Raw genomic sequence first — 26,015 nt, 5'->3', positions numbered from 1 at the left:
CAGTCTCCACCAATGCGGTGCGCCACTGACCGGCCATCTCCAACACCTCATCTCTCGTTAGAACACTGCCCATAAGGACTGCAGGACTGGAACGACGGAATTTTCTATTTCTCGGAAATCGACGCCGGGTGGACATTCTTCGGCACTCGGCGGAATTCCTTGGGATGTGCCTGGACCATAACTTTTGCGCCAGCCGAAGGGCAACCCTTCCGCTGACGCTCAAAAAGTGACGGTACGGCGGTGGTTCAGAAGCCCGGGGCTCTCACCGGAAGGGTGTCAAGTGTTCAATTTCCCGGGGGCCCGTGTGCTTTTTTCGTTGAATACAAATTAGCGGGTGACGCTCAACAGGAATAGCGGGGGCCGGTAAAAGCCGGACACGCGGTGCCCCGTCCGGCGGCTTGGCCCCCGTGGTCCGCGCGCCAGGGACGCGCGGACCACGGGGAAGGCCTCAGCCGGCCGCCACGGGCTCGGCGAGCGTGGCCAGCGTGATGGTCTCGGCGAGACCGGCCACCGTCGGGTTCTCGTACAGCTCGTTGGTGGTGAGCCGCACGGCCAGCTCGTCGCCGATGCGGGCGAGCAGGCGGGTGGCGCGCAGGGAGTTGCCGCCGAGGTCGAAGAACGAGTCGTCCCGGCCGACGGCGGACTGGTTGAGGATGTCGGCCCAGATCCCGGCGAGCTGCTGCTCCAGCTCCCCCACCGGCTCGACGTGCTTCCTGCGCCCGGGCCGCTGCGGGGCGGCGTCCAGGAGCAGCTGGGTGGTGTCGACGGAGCCGGCGGCGTCCGTCGGGATGCTGTTGACCTCCATGAGGCGTACGGGGACGGGGAAGGCGGCGAGGACCGGCTCCAGGGCCCGGTGGACGGCCTCGGCATCCGCGCCCTCGGCGGTGTAGGCGACGAGGACCTCGCGGGCGCTGAGCTCGTCGGTGACCAGCTCGGACAGGATCGCCGGGTTCTCCAGGTCGAGGCCGATGAGCAGGTAGTGGTGCGGCATGGAGGTCGCGGCCAGGAAGGCGCGCAGGCCGTCGTCGAGGCCGATGGCCCTGAAGCCGCGCTGGCGGGCCGGGGCCGAGGACTGGCCCTGGTTCATGCCGACGCCGTCCCACATGCTCCAGGCCAGGCACCGCACGTCGCGTCCGCGCTCGTGGCGCCAGTGGTCGGCGAAGCCCACCAGGAAGGTGTTGGCGGCCGAGTAGGCGCCGAAGGAGTGCCCGCCGAACTCGCCGTTGACCGAGCCGAACAGGACAAGCGAGGCCTTGGGCCGGCTGTCGAGGACGGCCGCGATGGCGAGGGTGCCGCTGACCTTGGCGGCGTACTGCTCGGCGAAGGTGGCCGCGCTCTCGCGGGCCAGGGTGTGCTCCTCCAGGTTCTTGCGCTGGCCGCTCACATCGGCGGCGGCCAGGTGCAGGACGCCGTCCAGGGTGCGGCCGAAGTGCTCCTCGGCGTCGGCGACGGCAGCTCCCAGCTGGTCGGCGCTGGCGACGTCGGCCCGGCGGTAGATGACCTGGCCGAGCGCGGTCAGGTCTTCGAGGGCCTCGGCCTTGGCGCCCTTGGGCACCGAGCGGCCGACCAGCAGGAGCTTCACGCCGTAGGCGGCGGCCAGGTATCCGGCGAGGTCGTGGGCGATGCCGCCGAGGCCGCCGGTGACCAGGTAGAGCCCGCCCGGCGTGATCGCCGGGGCGCCCTCGGCCTCGGTCTCGGGGACCGGCCGCAGCCGCGGCTGCCAGCGCAGGCCCTCGCGGGCGGCGACGACGCCGGTGTGGGTGCGGTCGGCGAGCTCGGCGCGTACGGCCTGCGCCCACTTCTCGCGGTCGGCCGGCAGGTCGAGCTGGCGGACGGTGGCCCCGGCGATCTCGCCGGCCGCGGTGCGCACCAGGCCCGGCAGGGCGCAGGTGGCCAGGTCGATGCGGTCCCAGGGGCGTACGTGGACGGAGCCCGCGGTGAGCAGGAGCAGCAGCGGGCGGCTGCCTTGGGCCTGGAGGTCCTCCAGCGCCGCGACCAGGGAGGTCAGTTCGGCGCTGATGGCCGCCAGGCGCTCGGCCGGGTCGCCCTGGGCGCCGTCGGCGGGCAGCGACCAGGCGTACACCACCGAGGAGATGCGGCCGTGGCGTGCGGTGACGTCGGCCAGCACGTGGCGCAGCTGGCCGGCGTCGCCCGGGGTGACGTGGAAGAGGTCGGGTGCCGCGTGGACGAAGGAGTCGCCCCGGGTGACCACGACCGAAACGACGCCGTCGAGACCGAGGCGCTTGATCTGGCCGGGCTCGGCGAACACGAGGCGTACCCCGTCGGCCGGTTCGGTGCTGCTCGCCTCGTCCAGGCGCGACCACTGGCGCTCGAAGAAGAGGGTGCCGGTGCCGGCGTCCGAGTCGTCGTCCTGGGCGATGCGGTCGGCGAAGCGTCCGGCGCGCAGGTCGGCGACGAGGGCGGCGCGCTGGATCTTGCCGCTGGCGGTCTTGGGGAACTCGGCGTCGGTGACCGGCACGAGCAGGTCGGGGGCGAGGCCTGCCTCGCGGCCGAGCCGGGCGCGGATCTCGGTGAAGGTCCGTGCGAGGGAGTCGTTGTCCCAGCGGGTGGGGACGAAGAAGACGACCAGGCGGTCCGATCCCTCGCCCGGTTCGCGTACGCCGGCGGCCGCCGAGAAGGTGACCCGTACGCCGTCGACCTCCTCGACCACGCTCTCCAGCTCGTGGGCGATGTAGTTGGCGCCGCGGACCACGATCTGGTCCTTCTTGCGGCCCGCGATGACGAGTGCGCCCTCGTGGACGAAGGCCAGGTCGCCGGTGCGGAACCAGCCCTCGGGGTCGAAGGCGGCCTGGTTGGCCTCGGCGTTGCCGTGGTAGCCGCGCATCATCGTGACGCCGCGGATCTGGAGCTCGCCGATGCGGTCCTGCGGCAGGACCGCTCCGTCCGGGTCGACGACGCGGATGGTGACGCCGGGCAGCGGGCCGCCGACGGTGGAGAAGGCGACCGCGTCCTGGCCGCCCCTGTCGCCCTCGTCGAGGAAGCGGAGCTCGGTGTCGAAGGAGGAGGGGGCCACGACCACGGTCCCGGCGGTGCGGTCCTCGCGGCTCTGGGTGGAGTACGTGACGCCCGAGCAGGTCTCCGACATGCCCCAGGCCGGCGCCATCGCGGTGGCCGGCAGGCCGTGCGGGGCGAGCAGTTCGAGGAAGCGGTGGGAGGTGCCGGCCACGACCGGCTCGCCGCCGTTGGTGAACTCGCGCACCTTCGACAGGTCCCAGCTGCGCCTGGCGATCTCGTCGGCCTGCTCGTTGATGAGCGCGAACGCGAAGTTGGGCGCCCAGGTGTTGGTGGCGCCGTAGTGCTCCAGGGAGTCCAGCCAGGACAGCGGGTCGGCGAGGAAGTCGTCGATGCGGCCGTTGACGTGCTGGGCCCGCAGGAACATGTCGCGGATGTTGTAGAAGACGATCGTGACGTGGTCGAGCGGCATCCAGATGACGCTGACGTCGTCCTCGGTGTAGCCGCGGCCCTGGATGACGGCCCAGCTGCGGGCCGCAGCGCTGGCGTTGGTGTGCTGGACGCACTTGGGGACGCCGGTGCTGCCGGAGGTCAGCAGGTTGAAGACGGGCGTCTCGGGCCGGGTCGGGAACCAGTGGCCGTCCCGCTCGTGCCGGGCGAGCTTCTCGACGGTGAGGATCCGCACGGTGGACTCGCCCCACAGCTCGCGGACCTCGCTGAGCGCGGGCGCGGTCGCGGCGTCGGTCAGCACGACCGGGTGGTCGAGCAGGTTCCAGGCGCCGAACAGCTTGCGGTTGGTCTCGTTGTGCGAGGTGTACGTGGTGGCCACGGCGACCGGCGTCGGTACGAACCCGCCGAGCACACAGGCCCAGAACGCGGTCATGTAGGCGCGGTGGTCGTCGAACTGGAACAGCGCCGCGTCCCCCGGCTCCAGACCTGCCGCGCGCAGCCCGGCCAGCACCCGCTCGGCCTCGGCGAGGAGCTCGGGGTAGGTCTGCAGGTCGGGCTCGCTGTCGCGGCGCAGGTAGACGGTGCCCTTGGCCGGGGCGAGTTCGGCGGCGGTGCGCAGGGCGCCCTGCAGGGTGGTGGGGGCGCCCGCCGGTATGTGCAGCTCACCGCCGTACACCTGGGAGGAAGGTTTCTTCGAAGCGGCCGTGCCGACGGGCTCCACCGGCTCGGGCGCGTTCTGCTCGGGCTGCTCCGGGGCGGCTGCCGGGGCCGCGGCGGGCCGTGCGCCCTGGCGTACGACCGCGACGGCCTCCTGGACGCCGGGCACGGCCCGGGCGGCGGCGGCGAGTTCGGCGACCCGGGACGGGTCGATCGCTTGGGGCGTGCTCATGAGGCTCTCCCTGCCATCTCGGGCGCCAGCAGTGTCTGGCTGATGAAGGCGACCACCTCGGCGGTCTTGTCGAGGAAGTAGAAGTGGCCGCCCGCATAGAAGCGGCTGTCGAAGCCGGCATCGGTCTGCTCGCGCCAGGGGCCGAGCGTGTCCAGCGGGGCCCGGGGGTCGTCGTCGCCGGCCAGCACCGTGATGGGGGTGGCGAGGCGGGGGCCCGGCTCGATGCGGTGGTTCTCCCACAGGTCGAAGTCCGCCCGCAGGGTGGGCAGGAGCGAGTCCATGACGTCCTCGTCCTCGGCGATCTCCGGCTCGATGCCGCCCAGGCGCACGATCTCGGCGGCGAGCTCGTCGTCGGTGAGGTCGTGCAGCTGCGCCACCTCGCCGAGCAGGCCGGGCGCGGGCTGCGCGGACAGGAACAGGCGGCTGGGCCGCGGCCCGCCCTTGGCCTCGAGGGCCCGGGCCACCTCGAAGGCGAGGGTGGCGCCGCCGGAGTGCCCGAAGAAGGAGAACGGCCCGTCCATGACCGGCCGCAGCGCCTGGGTGAGCACCCTGACCAGCGGCCCGACGGCGGCCGGCGGGTCCTCGGCGATCCGGTTCTGGCGCCCGGGCAGCTGGACGGCCGCGAGTTCGATCTCCGGCGGCAGGAGTTCGGCCCAGTCGGCGTACGCGCCCGCTCCGGCGCCCGCGTGCGGGAAGCAGATCAGGCGGTGGCGGGCACCGGGCCTGCGGGCCCGCCAGATGAACGGGGTCTCGGCCACCAGCTCGGCGAATTCGGCGCTCATTTCTCACACCTCGCCATCGGTGAAGGCCGGGACGGATATCGCGCTCTTCGGGTCCGGCTGGCGCCGCGAAGCTGTTCGCACGGCTCCTCCATAAAATTCTCTGTGGGATTCGAATGTCGAAGTGGAATCCGGCCCGGTTGTCACCCGGTCGGTCTGCGGAACTGAATCGACCAGCTCAGCAGTCGTTTTCGGCAGAGGCTCATGATGCTGGCCGTTTCCGCGAACCGGCCCGGGTGCAATTTCTGGGTGCGTTCCTGAACCGTTCCGCAGGTTCCGGTTCTCCTGTGCTGCCTGGTGTCCACCGTGCTCTCCGCTCGGGACTCGTAAGGAGGGACGAGGTTTCCCGAGAGTGCGCGGTGCGTCGTGGGCGGTCATGAGCACCGCATCTCGAGTTCGTGGGCCAGGCGCAGCCAGTGGTCGGCGCAGCGGCGGGCGGCCTGGGCGAGCGTCGCCGCGCGGTGGCGGGGCACGCTCTGGGCGAGCCGGCGCCACTTGGCCTCGTCGCCGATGGAGTGCAGGTTCATCAGCTGCAGGAGCATGCGCCCCGCCTCCGTGCGCAGCGAGGGGTCCTTGCTCATGTTGGGCAGGATCATCGAGAGGGCGGCGGCCGAGGTGCGGGTGGTGGCGCGGCCGGTGGCCGGGCGGGCCGGGGTCTCGGCCGCCCGGGGCGCGGGCAGCTGGACGGCGGCCCGGGTGCGCTGGGGCACCGGGTCCTGGCCCTGGCGGATCCGGTCGCGTACGTCCTTGGCGGTCGCGGTCGCGATGCCGGCGCGCTGGGCGATCTCGCGCAGGGACGCGTCGGGGTGGGCGGCGATGACCTGGCTGGCGCGGATGCGGCCTTCGGCGGCGTGCAGCGGGCGGATGCGTCCGTCGCGTCCGGCCCGGGCGTTCAACTGCTCGCTCTGCACGGTTGAACGGCGCCGGATGGCGGCCACGGTGCCGGCCGCGAGGCCGGTGTTGGCGGCGATGCGGCGGTCCGACCAGTGCGGGCGGGCGGTGACGATGCGGGTGGCGGCCGCGGTGCGCTCGGCCTGCGAGAGCGGCAGCCCGTGGACGACGTTGAGCTTGACGGCGAGCGCGAAGGCGTCCTCGGCCTCGCCGTCGAAGAACTCGACCTCGATGTTCTTGTCGCCGCGCAGCCGGGCCGCGCGCAGCCGGTGCATGCCGTCGATGACCCGCATGGAGGCGCGGTGCACCAGGATCGGCGGGAGCGGGGAGTCGAGTTCGGCCAGGATCTGCGCGTGCTCGTCGTTGAGGCCGCCCGCCCGGGGGGAGTCGGAGGGCTGCAGCGATTCGATCGCGACGGTGGCCTGCTGTCCGGCGGGGCGCTGGGCCTCGGCGGCCTGGGTGTCCTCGGCGGGCGCCGCCAGGTCGAGACTCATCGAAGGACCCTCCCCTGCGTCGCCGCGCCGGACGGCGTGCGGCCGGCCGGTTCGGTGTGAGCGTCGAAGACGTTCATGACGTGGTGGGTCCTCCCCCTGTGGCTCCTCAGGTCCGTGTGCGGCCTGGGCACGATCGGTTGGTCGTCGGTGGTTCCCCGGAAGTGGTGCTCGTACGGAGGAAGTTGTCCGCGGTCCCTGTGCGGAGCGGCGCCGGACCCGTACTGCTCCGGCCTGTGTGCCGCCTGCCACCAGGCACGCGAGTGATGCAAGTGCACGTACGGCTCCCCTCGAACGGCCGCAAACCTCAACCTCGGAAGGAAAAGTACCAGTCCGCTGGTTTTTTTTCGAGACTCGGTCGAGAAAGGTCTTGCGTACTTCCGTGTGAAGCGGTGGGGCACTACAGCCCGCAGCCGCACCCCGGGGGACGATGGTGCGGCTGCGGGAGCTGGGGACCCCACGGAGCGGATTAAGGAAAAGGCCAGGTCAGGCTGTGCGTCCAGCGATCTGCGACCTTCTCCTCGACCCGGCCGTCAGGGACGGGAAGCCCGCCTTCGGGCGGGTCGCCGACCCCCTCCGTGGGGCTCGGCGATGACTAAAACATACCTGCATGCTGGTTTTCAAGAGGGAATATAGCGCCCAAATCGTCCGGCAAACCCCGGCGGATCTCAGCCAAATCCGGAGCCGCCCCTTCAACTTCTGCCCCGGGTGCCGGATTTGGCAGCCTTCCAACAGAATTGCCCACCCTGATTCCGCCTCCCGGCGCCGGCCTCGGCGTGGCGGAGCGCCGGCCGGCCCCTGCGGCCGATGGCCGGTACGGGAGCGCCAAGGGGGCGGCCAGAATTACTGCATGGCCCATCAAAATAGCCTGCAGACAGGGGCATTCAGGGCATATGGAAGTCGGTTGGCGCCCGTGCATACAGGAGTGATCCGGACGACTCGGGGCAAGCTCTGGTTACAAAACCGCGAAGCTGGTTTGATAAGTTCTCATGGTGCAGCCCCATCCCCCGAGGAGCCACCGGTGATGAAACAGGAACGTGCCGTGCGCACCCGCCACTCGCTGATCCGTTCCGCGGCCGAGACCTTCGAGCGCCACGGATACGTCCAGGCGAAGCTGGCCGACATCAGCGCCAGCGCCGGCGTCAGCCTGGGAGCGCTCCACTTCCACTTCGAAAACAAAGCCGCATTGGCCACGACGGTGGAGACGACGGCGGCCGTGAGCCTGCGCCGCGCGGCCTGGATCGCCCAGCGCCCCGGCACGAACGCCCTGCAGCGCCTGACCGACACCTCGCACGCCCTGGTCGACCAGCTGCACAGGGACGTCGTGTCGCGCGCGGGCTTCCAGCTGAGCGGCGAGGCGGCCCACCCCAGCAACGTGAATCTGCGTCAGGAATGGCAGGCGTGCGTGCGGCAGCTGCTGGCGGAGGCCTGCGACGAGCACCTGCTTGCCGAGCACATGGAGCAGCACGACATGGTCGCCACCGTCGTGGCGGCGACGACCGGCTTCGAACTGCTCGGCCGCAAGGACCCGCAATGGGTGTCCCACCGCTCGCTGTCCGGCTTCTGGCGACTCGTCATGCCGTGCCTGGCCACCCCCGCCGCCCTCGTCGAGGTCGACCCCGCGAGCACGGTGCGGGAGCTCGAAACCATGGCGGCGGTCACGGGCTGAGTCGGGTGCGTCACACCCAACTGCCCGAGAGAGTACGGTGATCCCTGGCCGAGCATCGCTCCCGCCGGGGGTGGCCGCGGGCTTCTTCTCGTATGCCGGAACCCGTAGGTGAAGGGGTTTGCCGCAGTCAAGAAGCCGGGACCGTAAGGCTGATTGAATGCATACCGGTTGCACGGTATGTTCGATCGAGGTCACCTTGTGACCTGCCATTACGACCCGGGGGAGGGCCACGTGGGAGGGAACGCCAACCACCCGTGGCGCCGGTCCGTCATTTCCTTTGCACACCAGTACCCGTACGGCATCGTCATCGCCGTTCACGGGCTCTTCGGCATGCCCTCGGCGACCGTGCGCGGACAGCGCACAGCTGTGCGGGTCGAAGGGAGTGTCATGCCGTAACGCACTGGGTGAGTCCGGCCCTTGTGGAACCAAGGGACCGCTCACGTGCCGCGCGGGTGGCTTTAGCCACCACCACTACGCGGCCTCTACATCTCGTCTCCGTACCGGCCGAGCGCCAACTCGACGGACGGAATGCCCATCGGACGCCAATCCGATCGGCGAAATCGGTTCACCAGAACCCGCTCTGCACCACACCGGCCTCCCAGCAAGGAGACCGTCCCCATCACAACGAAACCCCAGAAGAAAGAAAGAAAGAAGGAGGTAGCCACTGGCCCCGAAGGGATAGCCGATCCGTCTGTTCCGTCTCGCGTCCCGCGACTTGCGTCTTGTGACGAGATGTCAGGCGCCGTAACTCCCACCACCCCGAAGGAAGGCAGTCGTCCCGTAGCCGTCTTGTGCTCCCGAGAGGGGGAGTGCCCCAGCTAATGCCAGAGCCCTATCAGGAGTGCACCACACATCATGCTGCACAGCGGTCATGTTTGCCAGTTCGTCAGCTGTAATCCGTTAGATCTGTCCGATCGTTTCGCTTCTGCACACGGTCGATCGGCTGGATCCGCACCTCGTGGGGATGTCTCCCCGTTCCTTCCCTCCCCTGTCCGGCGGGCCCGGAAACGGGCCGGCTCGTGGCTGCCGGTGGCCCGGGCGGCCCAGGACGTCCTCACCACGGCCTCGCGTCACGCGCAGCCGCGCGCCTGGTTGCGGGCGGTGGAATGGCTGGTGGGGAGCGGGATCCACGCCAAGGCCAGCAGGGTCACCGTCGACGTGGCCCGCGATCTCGCGGCGCGCATGGACTACGGCACGGGCACCGTCCTGTACGACCTGGAGGGCACCGCCGGGCGCCTCGGCATCAGCCGGGCGAGCCTGAAGAGGCACGTGGCTTATTTGCGCGAACTCGGCGCACTTGTATGGCTGGTTCACGGCTCCAAGCGCAATCTGCGCCTGCCCGGGCGGAAGTACACCGCCACCGCCACCGTGTACGCGGCCGCCATCCCGCCCGTCTACGACGCCGCCATGGGCCACCGCGTCCCGGTCGCCGGCTACGAGGGGCGCGTCACCGGTCTCACACCCGTCCCACGGGCCACTCCGGACAGGGCGAAGTGCCCCTGTGGATACAGCTGTGGAGAAGTCTGTGGAGAAACAGTTCTGCGCAGACCCCCTGTTCACGGCCTTGAGCCCCCTTCCCGTACCGCTTCTACCTCCGGCCCGACAGCTGAGGTAGAACGTGGTTTTTCAAACACGAGAGCAACACTTGCGCGCGGACGCAACCGAGCCGCGAAGGCGGCTCCGGCGGGCCCCGAGAAGGCCCCGGAGGCCAGGAAGACGAAGCGGCCGAGGAGGGGCAGGAAGGCCGGGTCGACCCGCCGTTCCCCGCTGCAGGTGGCCAAGGACATCCAGATCGCCCGCCAGGTGCGCCCCCGGGTCAACTGGACCCAGGGCGAGGGGCTGAGGCGCCTCGCGTTCAGCCTGCGCGAGCTCATCGACGAGGGCATGGACGCCGACGAGATCATCGTCCTGCTGCACTCCTGGTACCTCGGCTGGCGCCCCGCTCGTCCCGGCGCCTACATCACCAAGAGGCTCCGCGAGAAGGTGAGGAACGACTCCGAGTGGTTCGGCCTCGGGCGCGAGCCCCAGACCACCGCGGAGTGGATCACCTACTGCGAGCAGGTCGCCATCGAGAACGAGGCGAAGAAGAGGGTCTCGGCAGGCCTCGACCGCCTTCCCAGCTGGGAGGAGTGCATCGAGGCCCGCGATCGCGCCGTCGAGAACATGGACATCGTCGCCAGCCATGTGAGCCGCTTCGGCTGGGCCGACGCCCGGTTCATCTACGGCCGCGCGCTGCTCGCGTTCGTCGGCGGTGACGAGGTCCGCCAGTTCACCCACGACCACCGGGGGGAATGGCGGACACCGCGAGAAGCGGTGGACCTCGAATTCCCCCCGGGGATGCCGCCGTTCTGAGCCCACGGAGCCCTCAGCCCGCCCGTGACGCCGTCCCCGAGGCCACCAGGCGGTCCAGGACCGACTTCTCGGCCAGCCGGGGCAGCAGCAGCCCCCAGAAGCGCGTCAGCGTCGCCGGGGACAGCCACTGGGGGTCCTGCCCGCCCAGCGCCTCGAAGCCGGCCACGGCGGCCACCACGGCCAGCGCCGCGTCCTGGGCCGACACGTCGCCGGCCAGCGTCCCCTCGCGGTCGGCCTGGGCGAACACCGCCTCCACCCAGCCCTGCCAGCGCCGGTGCAGGTCCTCCCCCGCACCCGTCGACTCCGGGCTGTCGCCGAGGTCGAACCCCGCCCGCAGCACCACGTCGTGACTGAAGCCCCGCAACAGGGCGTGGCTGGCGTCGATCAGTATCTGCAGCGCGCCGTCCGCCTGCTCCCCGCCGCCCCCGGTGATCCGGCCAAGGCGCTGCGCCGCCGCCTCGCACACCGCACCGGCCAGGGCCGCCTTGCTCGCGAAGTGGAAGTGCAGCGCACCGTTGCTCACACCGGCACGGGCACTGATCGTGGAGAGCGACGCCGTCTCGAAACCGTCCCGGTCGAACAGCTCGGCGGCCGACTCGATCAACGCATTGCGCGTACGTACCGCGCGTTCCTGTCTTGCCATCAAGGCGCTCCGTTAGTGCGGAGGGATGCCGTGCGCGAGAGACCCTCGTTCGGCCTGTGCGTGAAGACCGCACACTTCACCTTAACAAACCGCTGAGGCGGTTTCTAGATGGCTCATGCACGTCTCCAGGGGAAACCTCACGGTCTACGGGGATTCGAACCCCGCAGGCCGCGAGGAACACCGTACGGCGGAGCGTACAGTGTGCGCAACGGCGCACACTGCCGCACATCCGCCCCGCCTCCGGGAACGCGAAAGCTCCGCGGCCGTGCGCAGGCCGCGGAGCTCGTGCGGGTCCTCCCGCGGGGTGCGGACTCAGGCGGCGGGCCGCAGCACCACCGGCAGCGCCGCATACCCGTTGACGATGAACGACGGCAGCGGCTCCAGGTCCTCCACCGGCCCGGCCGGCGCAAGCTGCGGGAACCGCCCGAAGAGTGCCTCCAGCGCCACCGTCGTCTCCAGCTTGGCCAGCGGCGCCCCCAGGCAGCGGTGCACCCCGTGCCCGAAGGCCAGGTCCTCGCCGCGCCTGGCCAGCACATCGAACGCGCCCGCGTCCGCCCCGTGCTGCCCCGGGTCCGAGACCGCCGCCGCGAACGAGACCACGATGGCATCGCCCTGACGAATCGTCAGGCCGTCCAGGTCGATGTCCTCCACCGCGAACCGCAGCGGCTGGAAGGCGGCGGGATTGTGCGTGCGCAGCGTCTCGGTCATCACCTCGGCCCACCCGGCCCGCCCGGCCCGTACGTGCGCCAGCTGTCCGGGACGGGCCAGCAGCGCCCCGACCGCGTTCGCGATCAGCGTCGATGTCGTCTCCTGGCCCGCCGCGATCATGAGATACAGCGTGCCCAGGAGCTCCTCCTCGCTGAGCCGGTCCCCGTCGTCGCGCGCCGCTATCAGCGCGGACGTCAGATCGTCGCCGGGCCGCGCCCGCTTGGCCGCCACCAGCTCGCCCAGGATCCGGTACGCCTCAAGGCGCGCCGCGTCCATCTCCTCGGCCGGTACCACCGTGTCGAAGACGACCTCCAATGTGGCGCACAGCGGCTGCCTGAACTCCTCGGGCACACCGAACAGTTCGCAGATCACCTGCATCGGGAGCAGCTTGGCGAACGACGTGCGCAAGTCGACCGTCTCCCCCGCCGGCACCTCGGCCAGGGCGTCCAGGAGCCGCTCGGCCGCCGCCTCGACCTTGCCCCGCAGCGCTTCCGTACGGCGCATCGTGAACGCCCCCGACACCAGCCGCCGCAGCCGGGCGTGGCTGTCCCCGTAGGAGAACAGCATGTTCTCGTTCGCCACCCACGGATACAGCGGCCACTCCTGCGTGATGCGCCCCTCGACGAACTCGGGCCAGTGGCGGCGGGCATCCTTGGACACCCGCGGATCGAGCAGCAGCTGCTTGACGTAACGGTGCCGTGTGACCGCCCACGCCCGCACGCCGCCCGGCAGCACGACCTCGACAGCCGGCCCCTGCGCCTGCAGCGCGGCCGCTTCGCCCGCGAGATCCCGCCCCGTGACATCCAGCGCATAAGGGCAGACAGCCTGACTCATCCGTGCCTCCGCTCAGTGGACCACTGCATCGACGTACCAAAACACCTGCACACACAGTGCACACGCACCACCCCGCCCGCCCCCGTAACGCCGAAAAGGGCCCACTCAGCCCGGCAGCACCAGCTCCGCACCACCGCGCAGCTTCATCGCCGCCTCGTAGATCTCCGGCCCCCGCGTCGGCGTGAAGTCCATCCGCACAAGGACGGCCGGCATCGCGATCGACGGCATCACATGCCGGTACAGATCGATCACCCGCTCCGCCATGTCCGTGCGGTCCGACATGATCCTCGACAGCACCTGGATCCCGGTGAACGAGCCCACCATCAGCTTCGCCACCCGGGTGACATCCGTGTCCGCCATGATCTCCCCGCGGACCTTCGCCTCACTCAGGAGCTCGACGTTGTGCTGGATCCACCCCGCCATCGGCACCCGCCGGTCCAGACCGTCCCTCGGCGAACCCTGGTCCACGGTCAGGCGGATGCTGCCCTGCACGATCGGATCACCCGTGTCCCGCCCCAGCAGGTACGTGAGCAGCAGCGATTCGTCCAGCGACTGCTGCAGCTTCAGGTCCCGCTCCGGCACGAGCGGCATGGCCAGCACCTGCTCCGCGAGCACCGCCTGGGCGAGCTCCTCCTTCGAGGTGAAGTGGAAGTACAGAGCTCCCTTGGTCATCCCCGACTTCTTCAGGATGTCGGTGATCGTCGCCGCCTCGTACCCGACCTCGTCGAACACCTCGGCCGCCGAAACAAGGATCTTCTGCCGAGTCCGAACCGCTCGTTCCTGCCGCGCCACAACCCACCTCCATACCTGCCCTGACCAGCCGAGAAAGAAACCGAAGGGTTCGTATTCTAGCAGTGGCGACACTCCGCAACAGCGTGCGTGCCAAACCTGCATATTTCCGCCCAGTAAGGCTTATTCCCTGACGATCATCGACGACTGACCAGACATCGAGCAGAATAAAACCAGCTGATCGGTTTCTCAATGGGCAGAGTCGGCGAGCCCGAGGGCGGCCCTCCGTGGCCGAACTACCCCCGGAGCTGGGCCCCATGCCCTGAATGGGCCATTCCGGTGTGATCGGAGAGTGGCACGGGCACGAGCGTCGCTCAAGTGCCGCTTGAGGCAGCCTCAAGAAGGGGCTTGAAAACAAAACCGGTTGGTACGTATCTTTAGGGCCTGAGCTTCCCACCTGTCGGGTTCTCATCAACGGGGAGAGGTCCATGACCTTGCTGACGTTCCAGAAGACCGCGTTCGTCGACACGGAGATCGAGGGGGCCGCCGGCGCAGACGGCCGTTTCGCCTTCGGAGCCTCGGCCCTGGCGGCCGGTGAACTGGCCCACCTGCTCTTCGACCGCCAGGACCGCGACCGTGTGCACGAGACCTGGCGCCGCCTGGTGAGCGGGGCGGACTTCGCCCACCGCCCGGGTCTGGCCCCCGCCGAGCGGGCCGCCCTTTCCTACCGGCGCCTCCGCCTGGCCAACCAGGCCGTCGACAGCGCCGAGGAACTCGCCGACGACCCGCACCGCCTCGCCGCCCTGCACGAGTGGACCGGCCCCGTGGACGGCGGCCTGTGCACCGTGGCGAGCATCCACTACAACCTGTTCCTCGGCAGCCTCCTCGACCACGACAACGAGGGCCGGGACCTGTCCGCCTTTACGTCGATGAAGCGCACCGGAACGTTTCTTTGCACCGAGCTCGCCCACGGCAACGACGTCGCCTCCATGGAGACCACCGCGACCCTGGACCGCACCACCGACGGGTTCGTGCTGCACACCCCCAACCCGGGTGCGCAGAAGTTCATGCCGAACACCAGCACCATCGGCGGACCCAAGAGCGCCGTGGTCGCGGCCCGCCTCCTCGTCGACGACCAGGACCACGGGATCTTCCTCTTCCTGACCCCCCTGAGCGACGAGAACGGCCACCTGCCCGGCGTGAAGGTCCAGCCGCTGCCCGAGCGCACCGGCACCCCCGTCGACCACTGCCTCACCGCCTTCGACCACGTGTGGCTCCCCCGCGAAGCCCTCCTGGAGGCTCCCCACGGACGGCTGGACGCGGAGGGCAGGCTGAGCAGCAATCTCGGCAACAAGAGAAAGCGCTTGCTCCGTTCCATCGGCCGCGTGACCATGGGAAAGCTCTGCATGAGCGCCGGGACGCTCGGTATGGCACGTACAGCGCTTTCTATCGCCGTGCGCTACTCCCACGACCGTCTCATCGCCGGCCCCAAGGCCGGGCAGCAGGTGACGCTGGCCGCCCACCGCAGCCACCACAGCCGCCTTCTTGACAAGCTCGCCACCGCCTACGCCATGACGTTCCTGCACCGCACCACCGTGGACCGCTGGGCCCGGCACACCGATGAGGACCGCGAGGAGACCGAGCGCCTGGTGGCCATCGCCAAGGGCTGGATCACCTGGCAAGCCCGCGGCATCACGACCGAGTGCCGCGAACGCTGCGGCGCCCAGGGCCTCTTCCCCGCCAACGGCCTGTCCGACCTCACCCTCAACATCGAGGGCGGCATCACCGCCGAGGGCGACAACCTCGTCATCTGGGTCAAGGCGGCCTCCGAGATGGTGCTCGGCCACCAGGTGGACCGCAAGGCCTCCGCCCGCGTGCCCGCCGCCGAACGCAGCCTCACCGACCTGCACTTCCTGCGCGACCTGCTCGCCGAGGTCGAAGGCCTCTGGCAGGCCAGGGCCCGCACCGCGCTGCGCCACGGCCCCTGCGGCGACCCGCTGTCCCGCTGGAACGAGACCTCGCCGGCCGCCCTGGAAATGGTCTCCGCCCACGCCCGCCTCCAGGCCGCCGACGCCTTCCTCGCCGCGGCCGCCCAGGCCCTCGACCCCACCGCCCGCTTCCTTCTGGAGAGCCTGTGCCGGCTCTTCCTGCTCAAGCAGATCACCGAGCACACCGGCGACCTGCTCGCTGATGAGCACATGACAGCCGATCAGGTGCGCGCCCTGCCCCGCACGGTCAACGCGATCCTCGCCGACCTCGCCCCCCACATGACCACCCTGGTCGACGCCTTCGACGTCCCCGCCGAGATCCTGGCCCGCATCCCCATCGCCGCCGGCGACCACATCGGCCACTACACGGCCGAGCCCGCCACCGAGGGGTACCGCACGCCCTGCTGACTCCTCACATCAAGCCATGCGAACACTGTACTCAGAAGAAGAATGGTGTACGCTAGTTGCGAATGGTGTGCGCTACGGTGATTCGCAGAGCACGACCGGCCCGGATTATCACGCCGTGATAATCCGCAGGCGCCCCCACACAACGGGCAGATGAGGAGGCCACGTGCCCATCGACCAGCAGCAGACGATTCCCTCGGTGTGGACCCGCCCGCGTGGCCGGCGCGAACAGCCGGCCCTGAGCCGCGAGCAGATCGTCGCCGAAGCCGTACAACTCCTCGACTCCGAGGGCATCGACGCCCTGAGCATGCGCAAGCTCGGCACCCGCCTCGGAGCCGGCGCCACCTCCCTCTACCGGCACGTGGCCAACAAGGACGAACTCATCGAGCTCGTCGTGGACGAGGTGTACGGCGAGCTCGACGAGCCCGACACCGACAAGCCCGCCCACTGGCGCGACGCCACCACCCTGCGCGCCCACAACCTGCGGGCCATGATCCTCAAGCACCCCTGGATCGCCTCGGTGCTCGGCGAGGTCGGCGTCGCCTACCTCGGCCCCAACCTGATGCGTCTGTCCGACCGCATGATCGCCACCTTCGAGGCAGCGGGCTTCCCCCTCGACGAGTCCGATCATGCGGTACGCACCGTCTTCGCGTACGTCACCGGAATGACCACCAGCGAAGCGGCCTGGCTCACCATGCTCGCCCGCAGCGGCCAGACCGAACAGGACTGGGTCGAGCGCCTGTGGCCCGCCGCCGAAGAGGCCGCCCAGTCCTACCCGCGCCTGCAGAAGGGCTACGCCGACAAGCGCGGCAAGGACCCGCGCACCTCCCGCGACGAGAACTTCGTCTACGGCCTGGAGCGAATCCTCGACGGCCTGGAAGTCCGCCTCAGCAAAACGGCCTGACCCGGCATCACCACTCCCCAGACTGCCGGGTCGACCGGTCCATCCCCCGTACCGGTCGACCTGGCATCCGCTCCACTCCCCTGCCGCGCGGAATTATCACGCCGTGATAATCCGGACCGCGCGCTGCCGCAGGCCAGAGGTCGCCCCCGCCCTGCGTCCGGGATTATCACGGCGTGATAATCCAGCCCCCCGGCGACCGCCCCCGGCGTCAGCCCGGCGGCGGGCCCCCTGAGGACAACTCAGCAAGCCCCGGTGGCAGGGGGATCGGGGGATTATCACGCCGTGATAATCGACCTCGCCCGGCTGGACCCGGCGCTGCCGTTCACAACTCCCGTCCCGCCTCTGAGCCCCGTCGCCTCGCCTCGCCGCCGACCGACGCACGGGCCCCGGCCTGCCCTCGCTCCCCGCCGCACGTGATTATCACGGCGTGATAATCCGGACCGCACCGCGCAGCGGGACCGAGGTGACCGAGGCTGCCTCGCCCACCGGGCCGCAATTATCACGCCGTGATAATCCCCCGAACCTCCTCACCATCCTGGCCCGTTGAGGCAGCCGCCCGGGCCGATGGCAAGGCAAGGAGGAGGCCAGGATGAGGCCAGGGCGAGGTCAGGACCAGGGCGGAGGCGAGCCGCCCCTCGATTATCACGCCGTGATAATCGAGCCCCCACCCGATACCTAACTAACGTGTCGGTACGGAAGTTGAGCAAGTTCGTTAGTAAGGTTCCTCCTATGGCTTCCCCCGCGAACGCTGGCGACCGCGAGAAGGTCGTCTCCAAACTGCCCGGCTGGCTCAGGCAGGATCTGAAGATCCGGTCCGCCCAACTCGGCATAGAGATCCAGGGCGCCGTGGAACAGGGCCTCGCCCAGTGGTCCGCCCTCGCCTCCGCCCCCACCGCCGTCGACACCTCCGGCGCCGACTCCTTCTCCACCTGGCTCCCGGCCGGCCAGTGGGACACCTTCAGGAACATCGCCGCCGACCGCGGGATCTCCCTCACCCAGGGCCTGGCCCAGGCCGTCCAGGTCTGGCTCCAGACCCACCCGGCCCCCACCGTCGTACGCCCCGAAATCCCCCGCCGCATCATCGTCTGCAACCAGAAGGGCGGCGTCGGCAAGACCGCCATCACCGCCGGCACCGGCGAAGCCCTCGCCGAGGACGCCGCCACCCTCCACCCCGTACGCGTCTCCAAATACTTCGCGGCCCTGCTCGACGACAACGACGGCTCCGACCCGCTCGCCCTGGAAGACCTCCCCGGCCTCGGGCTGCGCGTCCTGCTCGTCGACTTCGACCCGCAGTGCCACCTCACCCGCCAACTCGGCCACACCCCCCTGCCCATGGAGGGCGACAGCCTCACCAAACACATGGCGGGAGAAGCGGCAGGCCGCCTCGCCGACCTCGTCGTCCCCATCGAGGAAGACCGCTTCGGCGACCGGCTCCACCTGCTGCCCGGCTGCCACGACGCCTTCCTCCTCGACGTCCGCCTCTCCGCGGTACGCGCCAGAGAAGCCTCCCTCGAGCGGGCACTGGCCCCCCTGGAAGGCGAATTCGACGCCATCCTCGTCGACTGCCCGCCCAGCCTCGGCCTCAGCATGGACGCCGCCGTCCACTACGGACGGCGCCGCCCCAACGAAGCCCCCGGCGCCTCCGGCGTCCTCATCGTCGTCCAGGCCGAAGACAGCTCCGCCGACGCCTACGACCTGCTCACCAGCCAGATCGAAGACCTCCGCGGCGACCTCGCCCTCGACATCGACTACCTCGGCATCGTGGTCAACCAGTACGACGGCCGCCGCGGCTACATCGCCACCTCGTCCCTCCAGGCCTGGACCGACATAAAGGAACCCCGCGTCGTCGGCGTCATCGCCGACCTCAAGGAACAGAAAGAAGCAGTACGCCTCAAGCGCCCGCTGCTCGCGTACGCACCCAAGTCCGACCAGGCCATCGGCATGCGCGCCCTGGCAAGGGAGATCTCATGAGCAAGGCCGAACGACTCGGCGCCGGCGCCTCCTTCGGCCAGGCCCGCCCGGTCAGCGCCCGCCGCGCCGCCATCGGGGCGGCCACCGGCGCCCCCACCGCAGGCGTCCCCGACCCCACCGAGCTCCCCGTCGAGCTCATCAGCCAGAACCCCGACAACCCCCGCGACCACCTGCGCGACCTCGACGGCATGACCCGCAGCATCCAGGAGCTCGGCCTCGTCAACGCCATCACCGTCGCCTCCGTCGACGCCTATCTCCAGGCCCGCCCGGAGCGCACCGCAGACCTCGACGAAGGCGCCAAGTACATCGTCGTCGACGGCCACCGCCGCCTCGAAGGCGCCCGCCGCGCCGGCCTCAAGACCCTCCGGGTCCAGGTCGACAACGCACGCGTGGCCACGGACGAAGCACTCCTGGAGGCCGCGTTCGTCGCCAACTTCCACCGCGACGACATGACCGACCTCGAGCAGGCCCACGCCCTCGAGGCGCTGGTGAAGTTCTACGGAAGCCAGACCAAGGCATCCCACCGGCTCGGCATCTCCCAGGCGACGATCTCCTCGAAGCTGTCCCTGCTGAAGCTCTCCACCGACCTCCAGGCCGAACTCGCCGAAGGCCGCCGCCAGGTCGAGCACGTACGCAACCTCGGCAAGCTGACCGCCGAGGAACAGCGCGCCGCGGCCGACGCCCGCGCCAAGGAAGCCAAGCAGCGCGCCGAACGGAAGTCGGCCGCCGATTATCACGCCGTGATAATCGACCCTGCCAAGCCAACCCCGGCCGGCCCGAAGGCAGCAGCACCAGCCGTACCGGCCCAGCCCGACCACCACGACCAGGCCGCACCTTCGGACCCGGTGGCCACCATGCCGTGGGACGACATGAACGCCCTGGCCGCCATGATCATCGCCCGCGTCCCCGCCACCGAGCGCCTCCAACTGACAGTGCTCCTCCAGAGAAAGAACCGAGAGGAACTCAAGACCCACCCGTAGCGGCGCCCCGCCAACCGGCCCTCCGCGACCGGCCCCGGATTATCACGCCGTGATAATCCGCGGGAGCGGGCGAGTGGAAGGGCAGCGGGAGTTGGGCCCCACCCTCCCCGAGAGCACCGGCGGTTGGCGGGATACCAGGCAGGGTGCCGGGGAAGCAGCGGAGCGCGCGTGATTATCACGCCGTGATAATCACGCCCGAGCCGAAGCCCCGCCTACGATGCGACCGAGCTGGGGTACCTGGCCGGACAGCTCCCCACCCGGATTATCACGGCGTGATAATCGGCGGCCCCGGCCGAACCGCGCTTCCTGCTCGTCCGCCACCGGGCGCCCTCCCGGCCGGACCCCGGACAGCTGCGCGCCGAGCGAGCACCGGATTATCACGCCGTGATAATCACGGCCGCTCCCCACCACGTGGGCGCTCGGGCCGGTCCAACTATCACGCCGTGATAATCACGGGGACCTTGGCAGCGGCTCGCCCCTGGCTCCGCGGCCATGGCCCCGCCACCGACGGTCGACGCGCTCGCCGGATTATCACGGCGTGATAATCACGGCCGCCGACCAAGCTCCACCCGGCACCCCGACCGGTCCCCAACCGGCCCTCCCCCGAGCCGAACCTCCGGAAGCCAGGGCCAACCACCGGATTATCACGGCGTGATAATCGCCGCCCCATCGGCGAAGCCTGGTCCGGGGTGCGGCCGGTACCGCAGCCCCTGGAGGCAGCCAGCGCCGATTATCACGCCGTGATAATCACGACCGCTCCCCACCACGTGGATGCTCGGGCCCGGTCCAACTATCACGGCGTGATAATCGGCGGCTGACTCGCGCTCGCCCAGAGGGGTGCCCCGGCCTGTCAGAGCGAACCCGCAACTGAGCCGAGCCGACGGCCACTTCGCCAAGGGCGGCGACCGACTCCCGGATTATCACGCCGTGATAGTCCGCCCCGAAGCCTCAGGCCCCCAACGGCCAACACAGCACACCGCCACCGACAGCACACCGCAGGCCCCAGACCCAGACCCAGACCCAGGAGCCTCAACCCACACGCCGTGATTATCACGCCGTGATAATCACCAGCGGCCCCAGCCCCACCCCGACACACCAGTACGCCAAAAGTACGGTCAAAGTCCGCCTCAAGGTAGCCTTGGGGCAGGAGGTGCCCGATGTCCGACCGCTTCGACGCGATCGACGCCCTGATCGCAAGCCAGCCGTTCCTGCCGCCGCCCAGCGAGCGCGAACGGCTGCGCAAGGCTCACGGCCTCACCCAGGAGGCACTCGCCGAAGCGCTCGGCGTACGCAAGGCCACCCTCGTCGACTGGGAGAAGGGCCGCACCCACCCGCGCCCCCCTCAACGAGAGCTGTACGCCCATTTCCTCAACAAGCTCGCCAAGCTCTATCCCTCCGGCCAGCCCGGCCAGCCCGGCCAGCCCAACCAGCCCGGCCAGCCCAACCAGCCCGACCTCCCAGCGCCCCAGGCCCCCCAGGCCCCCGAAGCCGCACCGCGCCGCCCCGCCCCCCAGGCCGCCGCTGCGGATTATCACGCCGTGATAATCACGGAGCCGCAGAACGAAGCGGCACCGAAGACCGATGCCGCCGCCCCCGAACAGCCCCAGACCCAACCCGCACCCGAGCCGCCCACCCCGGCTCAGCCCCCCGCGCCCCAGCCCCAACAGTCGGCCGCCGATTATCACGCCGTGATAATCGCCCCCCAAACGACCCCGGCACCCTCCCCAGCCACCACTCCCCCGAAGCCCGCCCTCACCCAAAACCCCAGGCCCACCGGGACCCCCGCCAAAACCCCCACCCGCACAACGCCCCGCACCCCACCCCCCAAAGCCCCCACTTCCAAGCCCACTCCCACTCCCACCCCCGATACGCCCTACCCCAACGGCCCCCTAGCCGTACTGGACGGAGACGGAACCGCCTACTGCACCGGCGGCCTCGTCCTGGACTGCCCCGCCAAAACCCTCTCCGGCCTCGTCGACTGGACCCTCAACGAATCCGGTGTCGGCGCCCAGGCCCTGCACCCCTCGGGCAAGGACGCCGACCCCCTGATCGTGCTCACCGAATCCGCCGCCGTACGGTTCGGCCTGCCCGCCCAGCTCCCCGACGACCCGGCGGTCCAGCGCGCCCAGCGCCTCCCCGACGACCACAAAGTGATCAAGGCGCTCACCCGGGCCAAGTGGAAGCTCACCAAGCGAGGCCTCGGCCCCTGGCCGCGCATCTACCGCCCCGCAACAGGCAACCGCCGCCAGTGCGTTCAGCTCGCCCTCGTCTCCTGGGGAGCCCTCGACGCCCGCGACTGGGGCAAGGACTTCGCCCGCGCAGCCACCGCCGGCGAGATCCCGCCGCCCGAACTCGCCCGCGTCCTCGCCACGTACGCCGGCCTCGTCCTCACCCCGCGCGGCGGCGGAGCGACCTGCGGAATCGCCCTGATGGAAGCCCTGCGTCCCCGAACCCGCGCCGTACGCAGCGAAGACGGCGGCTGGATGTCCGGCCCGCAGCCCGGCTCGCTCACCCTCGCCGTCGACCCCGCCCCCTGCGAGGCCCCCGCCGAACACCCCGTCCCCTCCACCTTGTGGGGAACAAACAATCGACCTATCGAACAGGCAATCAACGAAGAGGCGTACGAGTGGATCCGTGACCCGGAACTGCTCACCGACGAGGAATGCCTCAAGCCGTACGCCCTCGGCCTCGACGTGAACATGGCCTTCGCCGCGGCCCTCAACCGCCTCGTCGTCGGCCTAGGCGAAGCCGTCCACCTCAACGCCCCGGACTTCGACAAGGCGCTGCCCGGCTCCTGGCACGTCGACCTGTCGCACATCGACATCGACCCCCGCCTGCCCAACCCCTTCACTCCCGACGGAACCAAGCCGACCGGCCCCGCCTGGTACGCCACCCCCACCGTCGCCTACGCCGCCGAACTCGGCCACCACGTACAGCCGCTGGAAGCCTGGGTACGCCCCACCACCGAGCAGCTCGCCCGCCTCGGCATCCCGGTGCCCGCCGCCGCATGGGAACGCGGCGACGCAGCCCAACTCGACCGCCTGGGCCTGACCACCGCCCCGCCCGCCTTCCTCCACCAGGTCGTACGTTTCGACAACGGCGCCTATTTCGACCCGCTCTACAAGCACCTGCGCCAGGCCTACCTGACGGTGATGGAGCAGCTCGGCGTCACCCCCGGCATGGCCGCCCCCGACTTCGTCGAAGCCATGTCCGTACACAAACAACAGGACCCGGGCCTCGCCGCCGTACTGACCGCGATCAAGGGCACCGTCAAGGGAGGCGTCGGCAAGATGCGCGAACGCCCCCAGGGCAAGAACTACCGCCCCGGCGAACCCTGGCCGGCCCTCGCCCGCCCGACCTGGCGCCCCGACATCCGCGCCGCCATCATCTCCACGGCCCGCATCAACATGCACCGCAAGATGCTCAAAATGGCGGCCGCGGGCCTGTACCCGATCGCCGTCCTCTCGGACTGCGTCGTCTACCCCAGCGACGGCCAGGCCCCGCAGAACCTGCTGCCCACCGGCCCCGACGGCAAGCCGCTGCCCGGAATCTTCCGCCTCGGCGTATCACCCGGCATGGTCAAGGTCGAAGGCGTCCAGCCCTTCCTGTGGGCCGCCCACCTCCTCGACCAGGGCGACAACCCCGCCCGCCACATCAAAGATCCCCAGTCCAACGAGGACAGCGGAGAGTAGGAGAGACCCGTGGGGCTCATCGATGACGCACTGGAGCGGGCGGAACAGGAGAACGTCCACCGCCCGATCCCGGCCACCACATACGGCCAGATCACCTACCTGCTCAAGCAGGCCCAGATCGCCGACCGCAAGCACGCCAGGACCACCGGCACCAAGCCCGCCTCCAACGCCGAACTCGCCCGCCGCGTCGCCCGCCAGGTCGGCACCACCCAGCGCACGGTCGAGCGCTACCGCGATAAAAAAATCAAAAAAGCAAAAGGCGTCCTCGCCTCCCGCATCGAAGCAGCGGTACGCCGCACCTGGCAGCCGAAGGTACGCGCAGCAGCCCGCAAGCGCGCCTCCACGACCGGCGGGATCACCGTGGAGACCAGGGCCCGCTTCGGTTTTTCCGCCGCCGGCACCTCCACCGACGACCCCCGCCTACGCCTCATCACCCAGCACCTGCCCCCCTCGTACGCGGCCCGCCTGTTCACCGCGAAGGACTCAGGTGCGACGCACGCCCAACTGCAAAACATCGTCGCGGAGGGCCTACAGGAGGAGTATTTCAAGAACAGCGGCACCCGGGCGCAGGGTCTGCAGGTGGAATTCGACGGAATTCAGTACGTGGAATTGGATTTCTAGGTGGCTTTTCCGGAGCGCTTGATGTCAGCCAGGATTGCCAGACCACACTCCGCATCCACGTCACTCAGCCCCGGGACCAGATGCCCGGCGAGATAGTCACGGTCGTGCTCATAGGACTCACGGATCTGCTCCTGGGTCCGAGCGCGCCGGGCCAGCGCGGCCACCAGCTGTCCGATCGTGGTCCCCCGGGCTGCGGCCAGATGATCCCGAACCTCGACCGGAATACGGATCGACATGTCAGCCAGCCCCAGCATGCACTCGGTGGTGCGCCAGCGCTGACGTGGGCGGGAAGTAAGGTTTCCCCTCCAGGGGAACGATGTACTGCCCTCTCGACGCAGAAAACGGCGCCGCGCCCCTGCGGGGTGCAGCACCGTCTCGCTGTACGGCTGCGTCAGCTCAGCTGCCTCTACAGAGCGTGGAGCTGTCGAACGGTCGCCAGGGGAGCATCCGAGTCGTCCAAAGACGTAGGAGCGTCCTTCTCGCCGATGGCCGCAGGCCCGAGCCGGTAGAACTTCACCCCTACAGCTGTGTAAGCGAGCTGGAGCCAGCCGTTCTCCGAGAGTCGGCCGATGCTGCGCGAGGCACTGGTGGTACTCAGGCCGACCATCTTGCCGACATCTGTAGCCGTGCTGCGAACAGGGTCTCCGACCGGAACGGCGGTGGCGTAGTACATGAGGATCTTCAGGTCCGCGCCCTGCTTCAGCTGTGACCGCAGCAGAAGGTCGTTGAGTTGGCCGGCCTCCATGAAACGCGGTGCCAGTGGATCGGAGATCGGCGACGTCATGACGTCTCCTCCTCTTTCTTCTCCGGCGGGCATGTGGTCACAGGGTGTCGGGCGTGCTCCGTGGCCCTACGTTGCTGCCCTGAAGGGCCGTCATAGGCCGCCCGGGAGTTCAGTCTGTAGAACTTGACCCGGCCTACCTTCTCCGTCTCCAGGAGGAAGCCTCCTCTGTTGAGGTTACCCACGGACTTGCCCACGGCGGTCGGACGCAACTCCAGGCTGCCGCCGATCTCACGAAAGCTCTGGCGCAACGGTTCGTCCCCGGGCGGGGAGTTGAACAGGTAGTACCCATAGACCAGCTTGTCGTTCCTGGTGTAGCCACTGCCCTTCTCCCATAGCGCGGCTCCGAGCTTCTTGCTGGCGTTCACGTGCCGCCCGCCGCCGCTCCAGTCGTATGGCCTGTCGTTCTCCTTCAGCAGCTCCAGCTGAACGTACTCGCCCGTACCGGTGTTCACCGCTGGCCTTGCCCGGCCCATACCGCTCCTCACCTCGGGATTTCCCCTATAGGGGAACGATGTACGCGCCCTGAGGTAATGGGTGGCTTCCCCTCCAGGGGAAAGGAGCGTCCCAAAACGACACTTGAATAGCCTCTAACAGCACATACCATGGTCGCTGACCTGCGACGATGCGTGATCTCTCTATGTACTTCTCTGGTACGTCACCTCGACCTACGCGCGCTGGCTCGGGCTGTGCAGAGTTGGGACGAGACGCAGGAGGCTGTACGAGCCCGATGCCACCTGCGCCGCCGCCAACAGCACTCACAACAAGGCAGTGGTCGACACGAGCGGCAGGACCTTGCGCGCCTTGACTACCTTGCGGGGATCAAGGGCCGACCCAAGCGGCGACTTTGTCCCCGAAAACGGGGACATTTGCCCCTCTCTGCGGGGCCCCTTAACCGCCCCCAAGGCGGTTTGGTGCTCTCTCCCTGGCTCGGAAGAAAAATGGCAGCCACCGGGAAGAACTTGTCTCGAACGAATTACAGGGCGTGTAGGGGGAGTCATAAGAATTTCCCATTCTTACATGTTGCATCAACTCTTGGGAGGCGGCATAGCATCACAAATCTGGCATATTATGCAGTCAGTGCATGCAAAGCTGCGCATCCATCCACGCCCGGAACGGGTGGCCCTGCGTTTCACTCCGGGCCTGGGGTGGGTTGGTTGGAGTGGGGTTGGCGGTGCTTTGCACTCGCCTGATGAAGTGTTAACTACCGTGCTTTGCACGGTAGTTGGGCATTGCTTCGCAATGCCTTGTGGGAATCGCGGAGC

18 protein-coding genes are annotated in these 26,015 nt (G+C 69.4%); 9 read left to right on the top strand and 9 right to left on the bottom strand.

The window, feature by feature from the left end; genetic code table 11:
- Positions 1 to 448: 448 nt before the first annotated feature.
- From IE206_RS37745 to IE206_RS37735, 3 genes are all read right to left on the bottom strand, one after another.
- Entirely contained in the window at positions 449 to 4,312 is a 3,864-nt protein-coding gene (locus tag IE206_RS37745; RefSeq protein WP_189970496.1) for an SDR family NAD(P)-dependent oxidoreductase, read from the bottom strand.
- A complete protein-coding gene (locus tag IE206_RS37740) occupies positions 4,309 to 5,094 on the bottom strand; it encodes a thioesterase II family protein (protein ID WP_189970494.1) in 786 nt (261 codons plus the stop codon). Before IE206_RS37740 ends, IE206_RS37745 begins: the two co-directional genes overlap by 4 nt.
- A 371-nt stretch (positions 5,095 to 5,465) precedes the next feature.
- A complete protein-coding gene (locus IE206_RS37735) occupies positions 5,466 to 6,476 on the bottom strand; it encodes a ParB/RepB/Spo0J family partition protein (RefSeq protein WP_189970492.1) in 1,011 nt (336 codons plus the stop codon).
- 1,021 nt (positions 6,477 to 7,497) lie between these two features.
- Here IE206_RS37735 and IE206_RS37730 point away from each other — a divergent pair.
- The 3 genes from IE206_RS37730 (at position 7,498) to IE206_RS37720 (ending at position 10,494) form a co-directional block, all read left to right on the top strand.
- Positions 7,498 to 8,142, top strand: coding sequence for a ScbR family autoregulator-binding transcription factor (locus IE206_RS37730; RefSeq protein WP_226600073.1), 645 nt, complete (start codon positions 7,498 to 7,500; stop codon positions 8,140 to 8,142).
- A 231-nt stretch (positions 8,143 to 8,373) separates the two neighbouring features.
- Entirely contained in the window at positions 8,374 to 8,538 is a 165-nt protein-coding gene (locus tag IE206_RS37725) for a hypothetical protein (protein ID WP_189970488.1), read from the top strand.
- A gap of 633 nt (positions 8,539 to 9,171) precedes the next feature.
- Entirely contained in the window at positions 9,172 to 10,494 is a 1,323-nt protein-coding gene (locus IE206_RS37720; protein WP_189970485.1) for a cell wall protein, read from the top strand.
- Positions 10,495 to 10,507: 13 nt separating this feature from the next.
- Here IE206_RS37720 and IE206_RS37715 read toward each other — a convergent pair whose 3' ends face one another.
- The 3 genes from IE206_RS37715 to IE206_RS37705 all read right to left on the bottom strand — a co-directional run bounded on the left by IE206_RS37715 (position 10,508) and on the right by IE206_RS37705 (position 13,471).
- Entirely contained in the window at positions 10,508 to 11,137 is a 630-nt protein-coding gene (locus IE206_RS37715) for a ScbR family autoregulator-binding transcription factor (protein ID WP_189970483.1), read from the bottom strand.
- 312 nt (positions 11,138 to 11,449) lie between these two features.
- A complete protein-coding gene (locus tag IE206_RS37710; RefSeq protein WP_189970481.1) occupies positions 11,450 to 12,679 on the bottom strand; it encodes a cytochrome P450 family protein in 1,230 nt (409 codons plus the stop codon).
- Between the two features lie 105 nt (positions 12,680 to 12,784).
- A complete protein-coding gene (locus IE206_RS37705; RefSeq protein WP_189970479.1) occupies positions 12,785 to 13,471 on the bottom strand; it encodes a ScbR family autoregulator-binding transcription factor in 687 nt (228 codons plus the stop codon).
- Between the two features lie 425 nt (positions 13,472 to 13,896).
- On the opposite strand from IE206_RS37705, the gene IE206_RS37700 reads away from it, so the two are divergent.
- The 6 genes from IE206_RS37700 to tpg all read left to right on the top strand — a co-directional run bounded on the left by IE206_RS37700 (position 13,897) and on the right by tpg (position 23,969).
- Entirely contained in the window at positions 13,897 to 15,804 is a 1,908-nt protein-coding gene (locus tag IE206_RS37700) for an acyl-CoA dehydrogenase family protein (protein WP_189970477.1), read from the top strand.
- Between the two features lie 163 nt (positions 15,805 to 15,967).
- Positions 15,968 to 16,705 (top strand): TetR/AcrR family transcriptional regulator, encoded by a 738-nt coding sequence (locus IE206_RS37695; RefSeq protein ID WP_189970475.1) that lies wholly within the window; start codon positions 15,968 to 15,970, stop codon positions 16,703 to 16,705.
- 729 nt (positions 16,706 to 17,434) lie between these two features.
- Positions 17,435 to 18,676, top strand: a complete 1,242-nt coding sequence (locus tag IE206_RS37690; protein WP_189970473.1) for a ParA family protein — start codon at positions 17,435 to 17,437, stop codon at positions 18,674 to 18,676.
- Positions 18,673 to 19,656 (top strand): ParB/RepB/Spo0J family partition protein, encoded by a 984-nt coding sequence (locus IE206_RS37685; protein ID WP_189970471.1) that lies wholly within the window; start codon positions 18,673 to 18,675, stop codon positions 19,654 to 19,656. Before IE206_RS37690 ends, IE206_RS37685 begins: the two co-directional genes overlap by 4 nt.
- 1,157 nt (positions 19,657 to 20,813) lie before the next feature.
- A complete protein-coding gene (locus IE206_RS37680) occupies positions 20,814 to 23,348 on the top strand; it encodes a helix-turn-helix domain-containing protein (protein WP_189970469.1) in 2,535 nt (844 codons plus the stop codon).
- A 9-nt stretch (positions 23,349 to 23,357) separates the two neighbouring features.
- Entirely contained in the window at positions 23,358 to 23,969 is a 612-nt protein-coding gene (tpg, locus tag IE206_RS37675; RefSeq protein WP_189970467.1) for a telomere-protecting terminal protein Tpg, read from the top strand.
- Here the strand turns inward: tpg and IE206_RS37670 are convergent.
- From IE206_RS37670 to IE206_RS37660, 3 genes are all read right to left on the bottom strand, one after another.
- The gene (locus IE206_RS37670) at positions 23,966 to 24,223 is read right to left on the bottom strand and encodes a hypothetical protein (protein ID WP_189970465.1); all 258 of its coding nucleotides are present in this window, start codon (positions 24,221 to 24,223) and stop codon (positions 23,966 to 23,968) included. The genes tpg and IE206_RS37670 overlap by 4 nt on opposite strands.
- 152 nt (positions 24,224 to 24,375) lie before the next feature.
- Positions 24,376 to 24,753, bottom strand: coding sequence for a hypothetical protein (locus IE206_RS37665; RefSeq protein WP_189970463.1), 378 nt, complete (start codon positions 24,751 to 24,753; stop codon positions 24,376 to 24,378).
- Positions 24,750 to 25,205, bottom strand: a complete 456-nt coding sequence (locus IE206_RS37660; protein WP_189970461.1) for a transcriptional regulator — start codon at positions 25,203 to 25,205, stop codon at positions 24,750 to 24,752. Before IE206_RS37660 ends, IE206_RS37665 begins: the two co-directional genes overlap by 4 nt.
- Positions 25,206 to 26,015: the final 810 nt, after the last annotated feature.

Source organism: Streptomyces violascens, assembly GCF_014649955.1.
GTDB classification, from domain to species: Bacteria; Actinomycetota; Actinomycetes; order Streptomycetales; family Streptomycetaceae; genus Streptomyces; species Streptomyces violascens.
This window is presented reverse-complemented; position numbering and strand designations above follow the sequence as displayed.